18 protein-coding genes are annotated in these 15,316 nt (G+C 59.4%); 7 read left to right on the top strand and 11 right to left on the bottom strand.

Annotation, left to right across the window (positions count from 1 at the left end; all coding sequences use genetic code 11):
* Nucleotides 1–63: 63 nt before the first annotated feature.
* From JWU58_RS11665 to JWU58_RS11675, 3 genes are all read right to left on the bottom strand, one after another.
* Entirely contained in the window at nt 64–1,167 is a 1,104-nt protein-coding gene (locus tag JWU58_RS11665; RefSeq protein ID WP_123442239.1) for a DNA alkylation repair protein, read from the bottom strand.
* A gap of 2 nt (nt 1,168–1,169) precedes the next feature.
* Nucleotides 1,170–1,775 carry a glutathione S-transferase gene (locus JWU58_RS11670; protein WP_206422003.1) on the bottom strand — a complete coding sequence of 202 codons (606 nt, stop codon included), beginning with the start codon at nt 1,773–1,775 and terminating at the stop codon, nt 1,170–1,172.
* A 61-nt stretch (nt 1,776–1,836) separates the two neighbouring features.
* Nucleotides 1,837–2,745 (bottom strand): MurR/RpiR family transcriptional regulator, encoded by a 909-nt coding sequence (locus JWU58_RS11675; RefSeq protein WP_125926952.1) that lies wholly within the window; start codon nt 2,743–2,745, stop codon nt 1,837–1,839.
* A gap of 405 nt (nt 2,746–3,150) precedes the next feature.
* Between JWU58_RS11675 and JWU58_RS11680 the strand changes: the two genes are divergently transcribed.
* From JWU58_RS11680 to JWU58_RS11690, 3 genes are all read left to right on the top strand, one after another.
* On the top strand, nt 3,151–3,555 hold the full coding sequence (locus JWU58_RS11680) for a TraR/DksA family transcriptional regulator (protein ID WP_016775095.1): 405 nt from the start codon (nt 3,151–3,153) through the stop codon (nt 3,553–3,555).
* 609 nt (nt 3,556–4,164) lie between these two features.
* Nucleotides 4,165–5,388 carry a methyl-accepting chemotaxis protein gene (locus JWU58_RS11685; protein ID WP_420893288.1) on the top strand — a complete coding sequence of 408 codons (1,224 nt, stop codon included), beginning with the start codon at nt 4,165–4,167 and terminating at the stop codon, nt 5,386–5,388.
* A gap of 109 nt (nt 5,389–5,497) precedes the next feature.
* Nucleotides 5,498–5,701 carry a hypothetical protein gene (locus tag JWU58_RS11690; RefSeq protein WP_016775093.1) on the top strand — a complete coding sequence of 68 codons (204 nt, stop codon included), beginning with the start codon at nt 5,498–5,500 and terminating at the stop codon, nt 5,699–5,701.
* 6 nt (nt 5,702–5,707) lie between these two features.
* Here the strand turns inward: JWU58_RS11690 and JWU58_RS11695 are convergent, their stop codons facing one another.
* Entirely contained in the window at nt 5,708–5,947 is a 240-nt protein-coding gene (locus JWU58_RS11695; protein ID WP_206422005.1) for a DUF2789 family protein, read from the bottom strand.
* 49 nt (nt 5,948–5,996) lie between these two features.
* A complete protein-coding gene (locus JWU58_RS11700; protein ID WP_410902533.1) occupies nt 5,997–6,209 on the bottom strand; it encodes a hypothetical protein in 213 nt (70 codons plus the stop codon).
* Between the two features lie 479 nt (nt 6,210–6,688).
* On the opposite strand from JWU58_RS11700, the gene JWU58_RS11705 reads away from it, so the two are divergent.
* The 4 genes from JWU58_RS11705 (at nt 6,689) to JWU58_RS11720 (ending at nt 9,007) form a co-directional block, all read left to right on the top strand.
* Nucleotides 6,689–7,138: a hypothetical protein gene (locus JWU58_RS11705; protein WP_024013252.1), complete on the top strand. Its 450-nt coding sequence runs from the start codon at nt 6,689–6,691 to the stop codon at nt 7,136–7,138.
* A complete protein-coding gene (locus JWU58_RS11710; protein WP_016775089.1) occupies nt 7,135–7,332 on the top strand; it encodes a hypothetical protein in 198 nt (65 codons plus the stop codon). Before JWU58_RS11705 ends, JWU58_RS11710 begins: the two co-directional genes overlap by 4 nt.
* Before the next feature lie 125 nt (nt 7,333–7,457).
* Nucleotides 7,458–8,474: an ABC transporter substrate-binding protein gene (locus JWU58_RS11715; protein WP_024013250.1), complete on the top strand. Its 1,017-nt coding sequence runs from the start codon at nt 7,458–7,460 to the stop codon at nt 8,472–8,474.
* 92 nt (nt 8,475–8,566) lie between these two features.
* Nucleotides 8,567–9,007, top strand: coding sequence for a DUF3995 domain-containing protein (locus JWU58_RS11720; RefSeq protein WP_016775087.1), 441 nt, complete (start codon nt 8,567–8,569; stop codon nt 9,005–9,007).
* Between the two features lie 114 nt (nt 9,008–9,121).
* Here the strand turns inward: JWU58_RS11720 and JWU58_RS11725 are convergent, their stop codons facing one another.
* The 6 genes from JWU58_RS11725 to JWU58_RS11750 are packed head-to-tail and all read right to left on the bottom strand — an operon-like array spanning nt 9,122 to nt 15,179.
* Nucleotides 9,122–9,484, bottom strand: coding sequence for a Na+/H+ antiporter subunit G (locus tag JWU58_RS11725; protein ID WP_206422007.1), 363 nt, complete (start codon nt 9,482–9,484; stop codon nt 9,122–9,124).
* The gene (locus JWU58_RS11730; RefSeq protein WP_016775085.1) at nt 9,481–9,759 is read right to left on the bottom strand and encodes a K+/H+ antiporter subunit F; all 279 of its coding nucleotides are present in this window, start codon (nt 9,757–9,759) and stop codon (nt 9,481–9,483) included. The genes JWU58_RS11725 and JWU58_RS11730 overlap by 4 nt, the downstream gene beginning before the upstream one ends.
* A complete protein-coding gene (locus JWU58_RS11735) occupies nt 9,756–10,244 on the bottom strand; it encodes a Na+/H+ antiporter subunit E (protein ID WP_206422008.1) in 489 nt (162 codons plus the stop codon). The genes JWU58_RS11730 and JWU58_RS11735 overlap by 4 nt, the downstream gene beginning before the upstream one ends.
* Nucleotides 10,241–11,920 carry a monovalent cation/H+ antiporter subunit D gene (locus JWU58_RS11740; RefSeq protein ID WP_206422009.1) on the bottom strand — a complete coding sequence of 560 codons (1,680 nt, stop codon included), beginning with the start codon at nt 11,918–11,920 and terminating at the stop codon, nt 10,241–10,243. Before JWU58_RS11740 ends, JWU58_RS11735 begins: the two co-directional genes overlap by 4 nt.
* Nucleotides 11,917–12,261, bottom strand: a complete 345-nt coding sequence (locus tag JWU58_RS11745; protein ID WP_016775082.1) for a Na+/H+ antiporter subunit C — start codon at nt 12,259–12,261, stop codon at nt 11,917–11,919. The genes JWU58_RS11740 and JWU58_RS11745 overlap by 4 nt, the downstream gene beginning before the upstream one ends.
* Nucleotides 12,261–15,179, bottom strand: coding sequence for a monovalent cation/H+ antiporter subunit A (locus JWU58_RS11750; protein WP_206422010.1), 2,919 nt, complete (start codon nt 15,177–15,179; stop codon nt 12,261–12,263). Before JWU58_RS11750 ends, JWU58_RS11745 begins: the two co-directional genes overlap by 1 nt.
* Nucleotides 15,180–15,316: the final 137 nt, after the last annotated feature.

Here is a 15,316-nt window from a genome sequence, read left to right on the forward strand (position 1 = left end):
GATGCACGGCTGCCAGTGAACTGATCCGCTACCGGCTCTTTTGGTGAATAAACAACTCACGCCTCAAATCAAAACCTCAAACGCCGCACTCCCCAACACCTCCCCATTAACCATCACCTGCACCCCATGTCGCCCGGCAAAATGCTTGCGCGTCGTAAAATCCTTGATGACTTGATTCCGTCGCACTACCTCAGTCCCGAACCCCGCTAATCCCAGAGTCTTCAACTTGAAAACCTTCCTCGAAACCCCGCCATTCGCCTTCACATACTCAATCGCATAATCAATCACCAGCCTTTGCTCGTGCGCCACCATGGATTTCACCGTAAACGACAAAGTAATCGCTTCCCCCAACCTCACCACCGCCGGCTCGACCCGCACATCCAACAACTCAACCTCAGCCTTCGCCCCTGCGCCAATCACCGTCAACGCGCGCAAATCCCCCTGTTTGATCAAACTGCGCAGCGCATGCTTGGCAATCCAGGCCGTGTGCTTGTTGTCCAGCGACCAACTTTCAATCGTGTCCAGCACCCACTCCGGATGCACCTTCGTCACGTCATTCAAATGATTCGCCACCGACTTGCGCACGTACAAGCTCTCGTCCGCCTTCAACCGATCCAGTATCCCGGCGGCCAGCAGCGGATCCGCCTGCACCGCTTCCAGGCGAAACGACCACGGCAGGCGAGGGCGGCTGCCTTCGCTGGCTAGGCGGCGGACGTGGTGGTTTTCGTCTCGGGTCCACTCGTGCATTCGTTCCAGCGAGCGCTTGAGGTCGCTGCGCAAAAAGTAGCGGATGGCGAATTCGGAGGAGCCGAAGGTGGTGAAGTACTTCAGCGCGTCCATTGAGGTGTCGAACGCATGGGCGCCGTAGCTCGCGACGTAGTGTGGGAGGCACATGCTGACGAAGCCGCTGTTCAGCCGTGGCGCGAGTTCGAACAGCACTTCGAGGGAATCTTCGTAGTCCAGCGGCAGCACGGCATGCAGGCTTTCGCTGACACGCGCCATGCGCTGCATCACTGATAGTTCAGCGAGTCCGTCCTGGGCATGTTTGAGAAACGTCCTGGCCTTGAACGCCGGGTACACCGCGCTCATTTCGTCAGCGATGTGCTGCAAGCGCTCGGCGTTGAAGATTTCCTTTAACGCCGGGGCGGCGGTGTCGTTGGAGCTCATGATCAGTTCATCGGTGTGCTGATGAACGCATCGGTGCCTTCTGCGTAGGCGGTGTACTCGGCGATACGCGCAAAGCGTGTTGCGTCGATCTGATCGGGTACGACGAGTTCGGTGAAGCTCCAGGCAACCGCCAGGCTTATGCCGGTCTGGGCGAGGGAGCCGTCGACAGGCAAGTCACTGTGTTCAAGTTCTTTTTCCAGTGCGGTAAACGCGGCGGCGAGCTGGCCTTCGACGCGTTCGACCCACGGCTGATATTGAATGTCGGCCGGGCGCAGGTTGCGTTCGTAGTAAAGCTGCACGGCTTTTTCGCAGGCGGCGAGACTGAGGCCGATCAGGCGCAGGGCTTGAGCGCGTTGTTTGAGATCGCTTGGCAGCAGGCTTTTGCCGCAGCTGGCTTCGAGGTAATCGAGGATGAGGGTCGAGTCCATCAGGACCACGCCGTCGTCGAGGATCAGCGTGGGCGCTTTGACCACCGGGTTGATCTGCTGGAACTGCTCGAAGTGGCGGAACACCGAGACCGACTCGTGTTCGAGGTCAATCCCCAGGCATTTGGCGGAGATTGCTACGCGGCGCACGTAGGGGGAGTCGAGCATGCCGATCAGTTTCATGACGCGTTCCTTCAAGTCGAACCGGTGGGAACGCATAACCTAGCCGAGCGAGAGGCAATTGTCAGTCGTCGAATCCGGGTTGTTCGTGAATCTCATCGACATTCAGTTCCAGCCGATAGGCCACAGCCACAAACAGCGCCTGGCACAAACACAGCGTCGCACTCAGCGAACGAAAGGCCAGCGCACTGCCTTCATTGACCAGCAACACGCTGTTGGCAAGTTTCGCCAGTGGCGAAAGAGGGCTGTCGGTGATGATCAGGGCATTGGCGTCTTGCTGCTGTGCGAACCGCAGGCAGTGTTGGGTTTCCTTGGCGTAGGGCACAAAACTGATGGCGATGACCAGGTCGTTGGCGCGCACGCTGCGCATTTGCTCGCGATAGCTGCCGCCGATGCCGGAAACCAGATGAATGCGTTTCTGCGTATGTTGCAAGTTGTAAACCAGATAATCGGCGACGGCGAACGAACGGCGGACTCCGACCACATAGATGTCGTCGGCATTGACGATGAGATCGACGGCTGTATCGAACGCCACCTCGTCCAGTTCGCGGCCCAAGCGTTCGATGCCCGAGAGCGTTGCGTCGATGCATTCGCGGGCCAGGTCGCCGCTGTTGGCGGTCTGCGAGTTGTTGGCGATCAGGCTACGGATGCGTTGCTGATAGTTTTGCGCTGGCGTGGTTTTGTGCGTCCAGGCCTGGCGGAACAGCGCCTGCATTTCGCTGAATCCGCTGAAACCGAAACGTTGCGAGAAACGCACAATGGCTGACGGATGCACTTCGCACTCGCGGGCGATGTCGCTGATGCGCTCGACCATGATTCGCTCGCTCTGCTGGCTGATGTAGCTGGCCACGCGTTTGAGCTGGCGCGGCAGGGCGTCATACTCTTCGCTGATCATTTGCAGCAGGCGCTCGGCGTTGACCGGCGGGCTGGCGAAGGAAATTTCGTCTGTGGCCGGCAGAGCGGGGCGGGGCATGGGCAGCATCCTTCAGGCGAGTTGAGCACGCGGTGGGCCTGATAATAGAAGGGCTGCGTAAGCTCTGCCGGGCTGAAACGATGCACCTTGCGAGAATAATCCCGGCTGTCGCTGGCGGGATGGTTAGCCGTTTGTCTTCTATATACAGCCGCTGGACTGAATTTCTTGCTATAAACGCACTCCGATGGCCGTGTGAAGCCTGTGTCAGAGCAGTTTCCAGGTCCTGTCGGACAAATTCCCTGTATTTACAGTTGCTGAGGTCTTGATCGGGCCTTAGACTGCCGCCCCTCGTAAATTGAGTGCCGGGTGGCGTTTGCAATAAAACGATGCCTTTTCGACGGCCGTCACGGTTCGCCGAAACGCTCCCTTATTCGCCTTAATGCACGTTTTTTTATAGAGATATCAATGACAAAGGACAAGTTGCTGGCTATGCCGGCAGATGACTACATGAATGCAGAGCAACACGCTTTCTTCACTGAGCTGTTGCAGAACATGAAAGTCGAAACCCACGAGCGCATTGAGCAAAATCGTATCGCCATCGAAAGCCTGGATACCCCGGCTGACCCGGCGGACGCGGCTTCGGTTGAAGAAGAGCGCACTTGGCTGGTCAACGCGATCGATCGCGACCAGCGCATGCTGCCGCAACTGGAACAAGCCCTTGAGCGCATCAAGGACGACAGCTTTGGCTGGTGCGACGACAGCGGCGAGGCCATCGGCCTGAAGCGCCTGCTGATCAGCCCGACCACCAAGTACTGCATCGAAGCTCAAGAGCGTCACGAGCAGATCGACAAGCACCAGCGTCAGGCCTGATTCCATGGCGGCCCCTGAATAGGGGGGCGCCTGCAAGAGATCGCAGCCTTCGGCAGCTTCTACATGGAGTTGCGGGAGGCTGCGATCTTTGTTTTTGCTCGTCTGCGCTATTTCCCCCGTTGTTCCATTGACCTGCCACAGACCCCACGACTAACGGACCATGGATAATGGCGTTGTAGTGGCGTTTAATGCAGTCACAACAATGAGAACAAACGTGGGGTGATCAAGATGACGAGAGATGGATCTCTGGTTGCGGCGCTGCCTGCACCAGTGCTTTTGCCGAAAAACCGCTGGATCGCGCCGACCCTGCAAAGCATCGCCCTGATGCTGTTGCTGGCCGGCATGGCTATGGCCGAGTGGTCGCTCTACCTCGGCATGCCGCTGGCGATACTGATTGTCTGGCTGCCGCGCCTGCGTTCGCGCAGCGCTCCTGTTGCTGTCCCGGTCGATAGTGCGAGCGCATTGTCCGCACTGACCCGCGATCTTTCCTATACCACCAGTCACAACGCACTGTCGGCGGCCGGCGTGGCGTTCTCGGTCAAAGCGCTCGCAGGCAAACTTGAATCGCAACTCGACGCGGCGGCGCAGATCGTCAGCAACGCCGAGGTGATGATCGCCACTGAACAGGCGACTTCACAGCTCAGTCGTGACGCGCTGGATTCTGCCAGCCAAGCGCATCACAGCAGCGCGGCGGGGCGCAGCGAACTGCTCGACTCGATTGCGCGCATGCAGCAACTCAGTCAGCGCGCCAACGCCAGTCGCGAATTGATCGAGGCCTTGAGTGTGCGCAGCGACGATATTCAGCGCGTGACACTGGTAATTCAATCGATTGCCAGCCAGACCAATTTGCTGGCCTTGAACGCTGCAATTGAAGCGGCCCGGGCCGGCGAGCATGGTCGCGGTTTCGCTGTGGTCGCCGATGAGGTGCGCGGACTGGCCGCGCGTACGGCGGCGGCCACGGGTGAGGTCGGTGAGATGGTCGCTGACATTCAGCAGCGCACCGCGCAAGTGGTGGCGCAGATTCGCGAGTTGTCGAGCGATCTGCACACTGGTGTCGAACAGGTCGAACACACCGGCCAGCATCTGGAAAACATCGCGCGACTTGCCGCTGGAGTGGAAACCCAGGTCAGCGAAATCGCCCGTGGCGCGCAAACCAATCGCGAGCAGCTTGACGCGCTGTTCATCGCCATCGAGCAAATGCGCAGCGATCTGGCAATCAGCGATCAGCAGACCCGCCGCCTCGCCGAGGCCGCTGTGCAGATGGAAGGACAGGCGGAAACCATCAGCGAACGCCTGGCCGAGGTCGGCCTGGATGACTATCACCAGCGCATTTATGACTTGGCGCGCGAAGGTGCGAGCCAGATCGCGGCGCGCTTCGAGGCGGATGTCGAGCAGGGGCGGATCAGCCTGGATGACCTGTTCGATCGCAGCTACCAGCTGATTTCGGGCACCGAACCAGCCAAATTTCAAACCCGCTTTGATCGATACACCGATCAGGTCTTGCCGGCGATTCAAAAACCTTTATTGGCGCGTCATGAAGGGCTGGTTTTTGCGATTGCCTGCACGCAGCAGGGTTATGTACCGACGCACAACCAGGCATTCAGCCAGCCATTGACCGGCGATGTGCAGGTCGACACGGTAAATAATCGCACCAAACGCAAATTCGCTGACCGCACCGGTATCCGCTGCGGCAGCCATCAGCAACCGGTGCTGTTGCAGACTTACACGCGCGATACGGGTGAGCTGATGCATGATTTATCGGTGCCGATCATGATCAATGGCCGACACTGGGGCGGGTTGCGTCTGGGCTATAAACCTGAGAATCCGCGCTGAGATTATTACCGGTGACGCAATGAATCTGTGCACGGCGTTTGCTGTTTCCTCTCGACGGAAAGCATTAATCTGACGACTTAGTTAGGTAGCTAATTATTTCGGAGGGCACATGCAGTGCAGGGTAGACGTGGCAGTGATGATCGGCAGCGGTGTTCCGGCCGGCTTACGTGCGATGGGGCGCAGTGTTTGCTGGGTAGTTTTGCTCAACGGGGAGCGACGCGGCACAGCCTTCGCCAGTCGCGATGAAGCGGAGGAGTGCAAGGCTGCCTGGCTCGAACAATTGAACATCGAGCCCGGCGACAGCCTGCACTGATCGTACTTACTTGCCGCGATGCAGGCGCACGTTCAGCTCATCGACGATCGGCGCTTCTTCGCCATCGGCCCGCAGCCACTCCTTGAGTAATTGCGCCTGCTGGGGTGACCAGAAGTCGGCATCAATGAGTTTAGTGTCCGGATCCAGCGGATGTGCTTCGACAAAGTCACTGATCGACGCCTCATCCGAGGGCAGGCCCAGCTGTTCGAAAAGGGTGGTCAGGTTAAGCTCGGTTGGCAGTTCCATCATCTACTCCTGGGTTGGTGCCGGTACGGCTTGTTCGTTCACTCCCTTATCAGAGGCAGGCGCTGGCGCGGAGTTCGATTTTTGATTCAAGCGAGCGGGCGAGGGCGCAGGCTTCGTTGTGATTGCCACGGAAACCTCTGACACGTCCCGTGGATATCTCCTTGATGTGAAAGAACGCAATACCCGCTGGCACCACTTGAAAGTGCGGGGGGCGATGATTGTTAGAAGATGTCGGAAGGTTGTCGAGGTCGGCAACCTTCATCGTCAGAGGTGTGTTGATTCGCGCGTCGGCCGACGTGGCAAAATGAGTCAAAGTGCACATATGAAGTCCTTTTCATCAGTCGGCCGGGATTTAACGGCCGTTGCGGGTAGTCGTAAGGAGCATCGCTGCTCTAGAATCGCCAGTACCTGTTGACGACCGGGCTTATCTAAAGCAATTTTTCGCCAGCGATATGTCGGAAAAGTGCTTTTTTTCGTGAGAAATTTCCCTGAAGTTCGTAGTCAGATCTTGCTCCAGTCGCACTTGAGGCTTTTTCCTTCAAGGTTTGCCGACTTCAGAGCGGGTTTCACTAATGACAATCCAGTAGTCTACGAACCTCGCGATCAAGAGCGCTTCGCTCGCTTCGGGTTTTTGAGTGATTTTGCAGTTTTCATCGGCATTGCCGTTTTTTGCCGTGCGTGTTTTCCGCTGCACGGTTTTTCAAATGTGGGGATGTTTCTTTGGCAGTCAGTAACCTCGATATGCATGCTTTGTTCGTGCTGGGTGATTTGCGTGCAAAGCTGGTCAAGCAATTCCAATCACGTTTTGTTTACATCACCGAGCAAAACGCCGAAGGCATTTACATCGCCGAAATCGATACCGAAAGTGCATTGGTAGTCGATGACAAACCGGGGCTCAAACTCAAGGTTGGCGACCATTTCATTGCATCGGTTCTGCCCAGCCGTGAAGGCGGCAAGATGGACATTCGCTTTCGCGACATCAAACTCACGGTTTACGGCTTGGGCGACTACGCATTTGTCAGTACGGCCGACGGTCACGCGATTCTGTTCAAGGAAGGTCATAGCGTCGTCACGGTGTTCGCCGCCAATGAACAATTGCAGGAAGGCCTGACCAAAACCTTGAAAGCCGTCACCGCCAAGGCTGCCAAATGGCGCAAAGGTGAACTGATTTCCTTCAAGGCCAGCGAGTGAGCCGCGCGCACTTCCATTCGCAAAATCTCGACAGCGCACGCGAAGACGCGCAGCGCCTGTTCGCCCGCAAGGCCGAACTGCAAGGTGCCTGGCTGAGTTGGGTGGCTTCGCAGCTCTACGCATTGCAACCGGCGGCATACGCCAGCATGGTCAGACGTGAGCTGCAAAGCCTGCAGGAAAAGTCTGAAACGTAACCTCGCACGCAGCGGACCCCGGAAAAAGCAGGAACCTCGGCTAAAGTCAGTTGACTGAGTCATTCAGAGGCTTGCGTTTCTGTCAGGCCAACTGCCATTGCTGTGAACAGCACGAGGTGTGATGCATGAACGGATTTCGACGGTTACTGGCCGCCAGCGTGGCCACCTTTGGTTTGCTGACGTCAGCGCAATCGCTGCAGGCGGCACAGGCGCCGATCCACTTTGCCGACCTGAACTGGGAAAGCGGCAGCCTGATCACCGAGGTGCTGCGGGTGATCGTCGAGAAAGGCTACGGCTTGCCGACCGATACCTTGCCGGGTACCACTATTACCCTTGAGACCGCGCTGGCCAACAATGACATCCAGGTGATTGGCGAGGAGTGGGCCGGGCGCAGTCCGGTCTGGGTCAAGGCCGAAGCCGAGGGCAAGGTCGTCGGTCTGGGCGATACGGTAAAGGGTGCCACTGAAGGCTGGTGGGTGCCGGAATACGTGATCAAGGGCGATCCGGCCAAAGGCATCAAGCCACTGGCGCCGGATCTGCGCAGTGTCACCGATCTGAAGAAATACAAGGACGTGTTCAAGGACCCGGAAAGCCCGGGCAAAGGGCGTTTCCTCAACAGCCCGATCGGCTGGACGTCGGAAGTGGTCAACAAGCAGAAGCTCACGGCGTATGGCTTGCAGGACGACTACACCAACTTCCGCAGCGGTTCCGGCGCTGCGCTGGATGCCGAGATCAGCTCTTCGATCCGTCGCGGCAAACCAGTGCTGTTCTATTACTGGTCGCCGACGCCACTGCTTGGCAAATTCAAACTGGTGCAACTGGAAGAGCCGCCGTTCGATGCCGAGGCGTGGAAGACGCTGACAGACGCCGATAATCCCAATCCGAAACCAACCCGCTCGCTGGCATCGAAGCTGTCGATTGGCGTGTCTACGCCGTTTCAAAAGCAGAACCCGCAAATTGCCGAGTTCTTCAGCAAGGTCGATTTTCCCATCGAGCCACTGAACAAGGCACTGGCGGATATGAGTGACAAGCACACCGCGCCTCGTGAGGCGGCGGTCGCGTTCATGAAGACGCATCCGGATGTGTGGCAGGCGTGGCTGCCCAAGGATGTGGCCGACAAGGTGACGGCTGATCTGAAATAACGCGGTCAACGCAGTGCACCGCCGACCGGTCGTGCACGGCCAAAAAATCCGACTACGATGGTTTGTTCAAATCCCTTTGAAGGATTTCAACCATGACCTTTGTGTTGGCTCAATGGCTGGTGACTGTGTTCGCGGCAATCGGCCTGATGCATGTGTATTGGGCGTTGGGTGGGCAATGGGCGGCTGCGGTGGTGGTGCCGCAGGTGCCGGTGTCGGGCTTCGTCGCCACGGTACGCCCGGCCTTCAAGCCCTCAGGCTGGCTGACGCTGGCAGTGGCGGCTGTGCTGCTGATAATTGCGGCGCTGGTTTGTATGCGGGTCGGTTGGGGCGTGCCGGCGGTGCAGCACAAGGCACTGCAATGGGTGATCAGCGCGATCGCGTTGCTGATGTTCGCTCGGGCGATCGGTGATTCGAATCTGGTCGGGTTCTTCAAGGAAGTGAAGGATTCGCGATTTGCGCGGCTGGATACCTGGGTGTATTCGCCGTTGTGTGCGCTGTTGGGGGCAGGGTTGTTGGCAGTCGCGTGGGTTTGAGCTGATCCGGAATTGGCGACGACCCGACTGGCCTCTTCGCGAGCAGGCTCGCTCCCACAATGGAGGGCGCGGTCCTACTGTAGCGATGGCGCCATCACGGGCGCCACATGATCATCAGTTACCACTTTCAGTCTTACGACTGCTCACCTCGGCCGGCACATCATCCCCGGCCATCCGCTTGCGGAACAACGCCGCCCGCGCCAGCAGCAGGGTGGTCACCGGCACGGTGATAGCCAACAGGACCGGAATCAACCAGGCATGCACCACTGGTGCGGATTTCAATGCCGAAAAGCAGATGATCGACGCCAGTGCCACACACCAGGCACCGAGTGTCGAGGCCAGCGCTGGCGGGTGCATACGCTGGAAGTAATCCTTCATGCGCAGCAATCCTGTTGCGCCCAACAGGGTAAACACGCCGCTGAGCACCAGCAGCACCGCCACCGGAATCTCGACCCACAAAGACAATTCGGCATTCATTCGATCACCTCGCCACGCAGCAGGAATTTCGCCAGGGCAAAGGAGCCGACGAAGCCGAACAGCGCAATCAGCAGCGCCGCTTCGAAGTAGGTATCACTGGCGTAACGAATGCCCAGGGTCAGCATCATCAGCATGGCGACGATGTACAGGTAATCCAGCGCCAGTACCCGATCCTGAGCTGACGGGCCTTTGAACAGGCGCACCAGGGTCAGCGCCATCGCCACGCAGTACAGAAACAGCGTCAGCAGAATCGCATTCGACAGCAATGGGCTCATTCGAAAATCTCCATCAACGGTCGCTCGTAAGTGCTTTTGAAGTGCTCGATGAACTGCGCTTCGTCGTGCAGATCCCAGACGTGCAGCAACAGAACGCTGCGGTCCAGCGCCAGTTCTGACCATACGGTACCGGGCACCACGGTGCAGATCATTGCCAGTGCCGCCAGACCATGAGCATCGCGCAGATCCAGCGGCACCTTGATAAAGCATGAGTTGGGCGGACGGCGTCCGGCGTTGACTACGCCCCAGGCGACGATCAGGTTGGACATGATGACGTCGCGGCCGATCAGGAAGAACAGACGCAGGATGGCGATGGGGTTGCGGATGCGCGCACGTTTCGGCCGCAATTTGCGCATCATCAGTGGCGCGGCGAAACCCAGCGCGGCACCGAGCAGCAGATTGCCCGGGCTGACGGACAGGTTCAGGGTCAGCCACAGAATCCACAGGGCCAGCGATAACCACGGAGCCGGGAACAGTCGATTCATGGCTGCACCTCGAGCATGTCGGTTCTGGCTTGCGGGCTCGGCACCGCCCGAGTGCCTAGAACTGCGAACACATATTGCTGCGGATTGTTCAGCGCATCGGCCGTGGCCTGGGTGTAGCGCAGCAGCGGTTCAGCCTTGAACGTAAGGGCAATGCTCAGCCCGAGCAGCAGGAAAATCGGCGCGCATTCGAGTTTGCGCAGCAATGGTGACGGGCGCTCTTCCGGCGTCCAGAAGCGCTGAATGCCGAGGCGCGAGAAGGCCATGAGCGAGGCCAGACCGGTCAGGATCAACAGGGCCAGCAATCCCCATGCGCCGGGAGACAGCGGCGCCGCAGTGCCAAGTCCCAACGGGTTGAGCAATGCTCCGATCAGGCTGAGCTTGCCGATAAATCCGGACAGCGGTGGCATGCCGATGATCAACAGCGCGCAGGCGATAAAGCTCAAACCAAGAAAGGCCATGGTCCACGGGATGACTTGGCCGACCACGGCTTTCTGCTCGTCGTCGAGGTTGATGCCCTTGGGCGGTTGCAGCGATTCCTGTGGACGCGGCAGCAGTTCGCTTTCGTCTTCCAGCGGAATTTCGTTGGCCGAGCGCGAGCGCTCGATCAGTTCGGCGAGCATGAACAATGCGCTCAGCGCCAGGGTCGAGCTGACTAGATAGAACAGCGCAGCGCCGATCAGGTTCGGCTGGGCGAAGCCGATCGCCGAGAGCAGGATCCCCGCCGACACCAGAATGCTCAGGCTGGCCATGCGCTCCAGGCGTTGCGCGGCGATAATCGCCAGCCCTGCGCAAGCCATGGTCGCCATGCCGCCGTAAATCAGCCAGTCGCCGCCGAAGAATGCCGAGGCGCCGGCCTGGCCGGAAAACAACAGGGTCCACAAGCGCAGCAGGGTGTAGATGCCGACCTTGGTCATGATGGCAAACATCGCCGCCACCGGCGCGCTGGCCGAGGAATAGGCCGGCACCAGCCAGAAATTCAGCGGCCACATGCCAGCCTTGGCCAGAAACGCTACCGCTAGAATCCCTGCCCCAGCGTGCAGCAAGCCACGGTCGGCTTCCGGCACCAGCGGGATCTTCATCGCCAGATCGGCCATGTTCAGCGTGCCGGTCACCCCGTAGATCAACGCAGCGCCGATCAAAAACAGTGACGATGCCAGCAGGTTGATCGAAATGTAATGCAACCCCGACGATACCCGCGCCCGGCCAGAGCCGTGCAGCAATAAACCGTAGGACGCGGCGAGCAACACTTCGAAGAACACGAACAGGTTGAACAGATCCGCGGTCAGGAACGCGCCGTACAGGCCCATCAGCTGGATCTGAAACAGAGCGTGAAAGCTTGAGCCGGCGCCGTCCCAGCGGGCCATGGCAAACAGCAACGCGCTGACGCCGATGACGCCGGTCAGCACCAGCATCAATGCCGACAGGCGATCAACCACCAGAACGATGCCGAACGGTGCCTGCCAGTTGCCCGGCAGGTACACGCCGATGGAGCCGGGTACGCCGGTGGTCTGCGTCCATTGCAGCAGCATCACTGAAATGAACAGGCCGAGGAGGCTGGAGAACAGATTGATTTTCGCCTTCAGCGGCCGATGCTTTTCGCCGAGCATCAGCATGATCGCGGCGGTCAGCAGCGGCAGCAGGATCGGTGCGGCGATCAGGTGAGTCATCGCCATCATTCTTTAGGCTCCCGGCCGTCGACGTGGTCGGTGCCGGTCAGGCCGCGCGAGGCGAGCAATACGACGAGGAACAGCGCGGTCATGGCGAAGCTGATGACGATCGCCGTCAGTACCAGCGCCTGGGGCAGCGGGTCGGTGTAATGCAGCAGATCCTGGGTCACGCCGTCCTTGATCACCGGCTCTTTGCCGATGAACAGGCTGCCCATGCTGAAAATGAACAGGTTCACTGCATACGACAGCAGGCAAAGGCCCATGACCACCTGAAAGGTTCGCGGCCGGAGGATCAGCCAGACCCCGGACGCGGCAAGAATGCCGATGGCGATTGCGATGACTTCTTCCATCAGACGGCTCCTTTGCTGGCGACGGACTTGGGCAGCGAGGCCGTCTTGTGGCCGCGCACCGATTGGTGGGCGAGGGCGGTGAGGATCAACAACGTCGATCCGACCACCACGGCGTACACGCCGACGTCGAAGAACAGCGCACTGGCAATATGGATATCACCCAGCAACGGCACGCTGATGTGCCAAGTGTGAGTGGTCAGGAACGGATAACCGGCGAGCAGCGCACCGAGACCGGTGGCAGTGGCGAACAGCAGCCCGGTGCCCATCCAGCGCAATGGCCGCAGGCTCATTTGTGCTTCGACCCACTGCGTGCCGGCAACCATGTATTGCAGGATAAAGGCCACCGACATCACCAGCCCGGCGACAAAACCGCCGCCCGGCTGATTGTGCCCGCGCATGAACAGATAAAACGACACCACCAGCGCGACAGGCAGCAACAGGCGTACCAGTACCGCTGGGACCATCATGAAACCGAGCGCGGTGTCGCTGGCCGAACGCGGGTTGACCAGATCAGTGACCACGTCCGGTGCCAGCAGACGTTGCTGCGCCGGCAATTGCAGGCTTTCCTTCGGTGGGCGGAAGCGCCGCAGCAGGGCGAATACGGTGAGCGCCACGGCGGCCAGCACGGTGATTTCGCCGAGGGTATCGAAACCTCGGAAGTCCACCAGCATCACGTTGACCACATTGCTGCCGCCGCCCTCGGGCAGGGCGCGACTGAGGTAGAACGAGGAAATATGGTTCGGCGTCTGCCGGGTGAGCATGGCGTAGGACAGCAGGGCCATGCCGGCGCCGACGGCAATCGACAGCAGCAAGTCGCGCAGACGACGAATACGCGCCTTGCGCAGGCTACTTGGCAGTGGTGAGACTTCTTCGATACGTCGCGGCAACCAGCGCAGGCCAAGCAGGATCAACACCGTGGTCACCACTTCGACTGCCAGTTGCGTCAGCGCCAGATCCGGCGCCGAGAACCAGACGAAGGTCACGCAGGTCATCAAGCCACAGACGCTGACCATCGTCAGGGCGGCGAGACGGTGATATTTCGCCTGCCAAGCGGCGCCAAGCGCACAGGCTATCGCCAGCAGCCACAGGGTCACGAAGACAATGGATCCGGGGATTTTCGGCCGGTCGCCCCAGGTCAGCGTGCTGTGCAGCATCGGGATCAGACCGGCGAGCACCGCAGCCGAAACCATCAGGAACAGCTGCATCTGCAAGCGCTTGGTGCCCAGTCGCCGCTCGACGCGCCGGGCGATGCGCATCATTACGACCAGACTGCGCTCGAACAAACGCTTGCCGTTGAAGCGGCCCACCAGCGGCGGGTACTTGAAACGGCCCAGCTTGAACTGCTTGCGCAGCAGCAGATAGAGGAGGATGCCGCCGGACATGGCGATCAGGCTCATGATCATCGGCGCGTTCAAGCCGTGCCAGATGGCCAGGCTGTATTCCGGCAACTCCCCGCCAACTACGGGCAGCGCTGCAGCGGCGAGCAGTGGCCCGACGATCTGCGCCGGGAAAATCCCCACCAGCAGGCAGGTGAAGACCAGCAACTCGACGGGTGCGCGCATCCAGCGTGGCGGCTCGTGTGGCGTGTGCGGCAGGTCAGTGGCGGTGGGGCCGAAGAACACGTCGACGGTGAAACGCAGGGAGTAGGCCACGCTGAACATGCCGGCGATAGTCGCGACGATCGGCAGACTGGTTTCGACCCACGCGGTGGCGTTGATGAACACGGTTTCGGCGAAGAACATTTCTTTCGACAGGAAACCGTTGAGCAGCGGTACGCCGGCCATTGAGGCGCTGGCGACCATGGCCAGCGTTGCCGTATAGGGAATCAGCTTGATCAGGCCGCTGAGTTTGCGGATATCACGGGTGCCGCTTTCGTGGTCGATGATTCCGGCGGCCATGAACAACGAAGCTTTGAACGTCGCGTGATTGAGGATGTGAAAAACCGCCGCGACTGCAGCCAGTGAACTGTTCAGGCCCAAAAGCAAAGTGATCAGACCGAGATGGCTGATGGTCGAGTAGGCCAGCAAACCTTTGAGATCGTTCTGGAACATGGCGCAGTACGCGCCGAGCAACAGCGTACAGGCGCCCGCTCCGCTGACGATGTAGAACCATTCCTCACTGCCGGACAGCGACGGCCACAGACGTGCCAAAAGGAAAACCCCGGCCTTGACCATGGTCGCCGAGTGCAGATAGGCCGACACGGGCGTCGGTGCCGCCATGGCGTGGGGCAGCCAGAAGTGAAACGGGAATTGCGCGCTTTTGCTCAGCGCGCCGATCAGGATGAGTGGCAGAAGAACGGGGTAGAGGGCATGTGCGCGAATCAGATCGCCGGCGGCCAGGACCTTGTCCAGGTCATAGCTGCCGACGACATGGCCGAGAATCATGACCCCCGCCAGCAGACATAATCCGCCGGCACCGGTGACCATCAGCGCCATATAAGCACCGCGCCGCGCATCGGCGCGGTGGTGCCAGTAGCCGATCAGCAGGAACGAAAAGAGGCTGGTCAATTCCCAGAAGAACACGATCTGAATCAGGTTGCCGGAGATCACCAGGCCAAGCATGGCGCCCATGAACGCCAGGAAAAATGCGAAGAAGCGCGGCACCGGGTCGTCCGGCGACATGTAATAACGGGCATATAAAGAGACAAGTGTACCGATGCCGAGCACCAGCATCGAGAACAGCCAGGCGAAGCCGTCCATGCGCAGAACGAAGTTCAGCCCCAGACTCGGCAACCACATGAATTCTTCGCGGATCACGCCGCCGTAGGCGATTTGCGGGTACAGCATCGCGACCTGAACGGTACCGATCAAAGCGACCAGGCCCGCCAGCAGGGATTCGGCATTACGCGCATTGTGCGGCAGCACCGCTGCCAGACAGCTGCCAATGAACGGCAGAAGCAGTAGAACTATCAGGGACATAGGCTTCTAATCTGCGGAAGTTTGTGAAGCATCATACGTGCCAGCTCCCTGATCACCAAACGCGAGGATGTCTCAGAATCCTACAAAGTAGTTGGGAATTGTGTGTTTGGCGTTGTTTCAGAGGTAACGATGGAGCA

It is taken from the genome of Pseudomonas atacamensis (genome assembly GCF_017167965.1).
Lineage (GTDB): Bacteria > Pseudomonadota > Gammaproteobacteria > Pseudomonadales > Pseudomonadaceae > Aquipseudomonas > Aquipseudomonas atacamensis.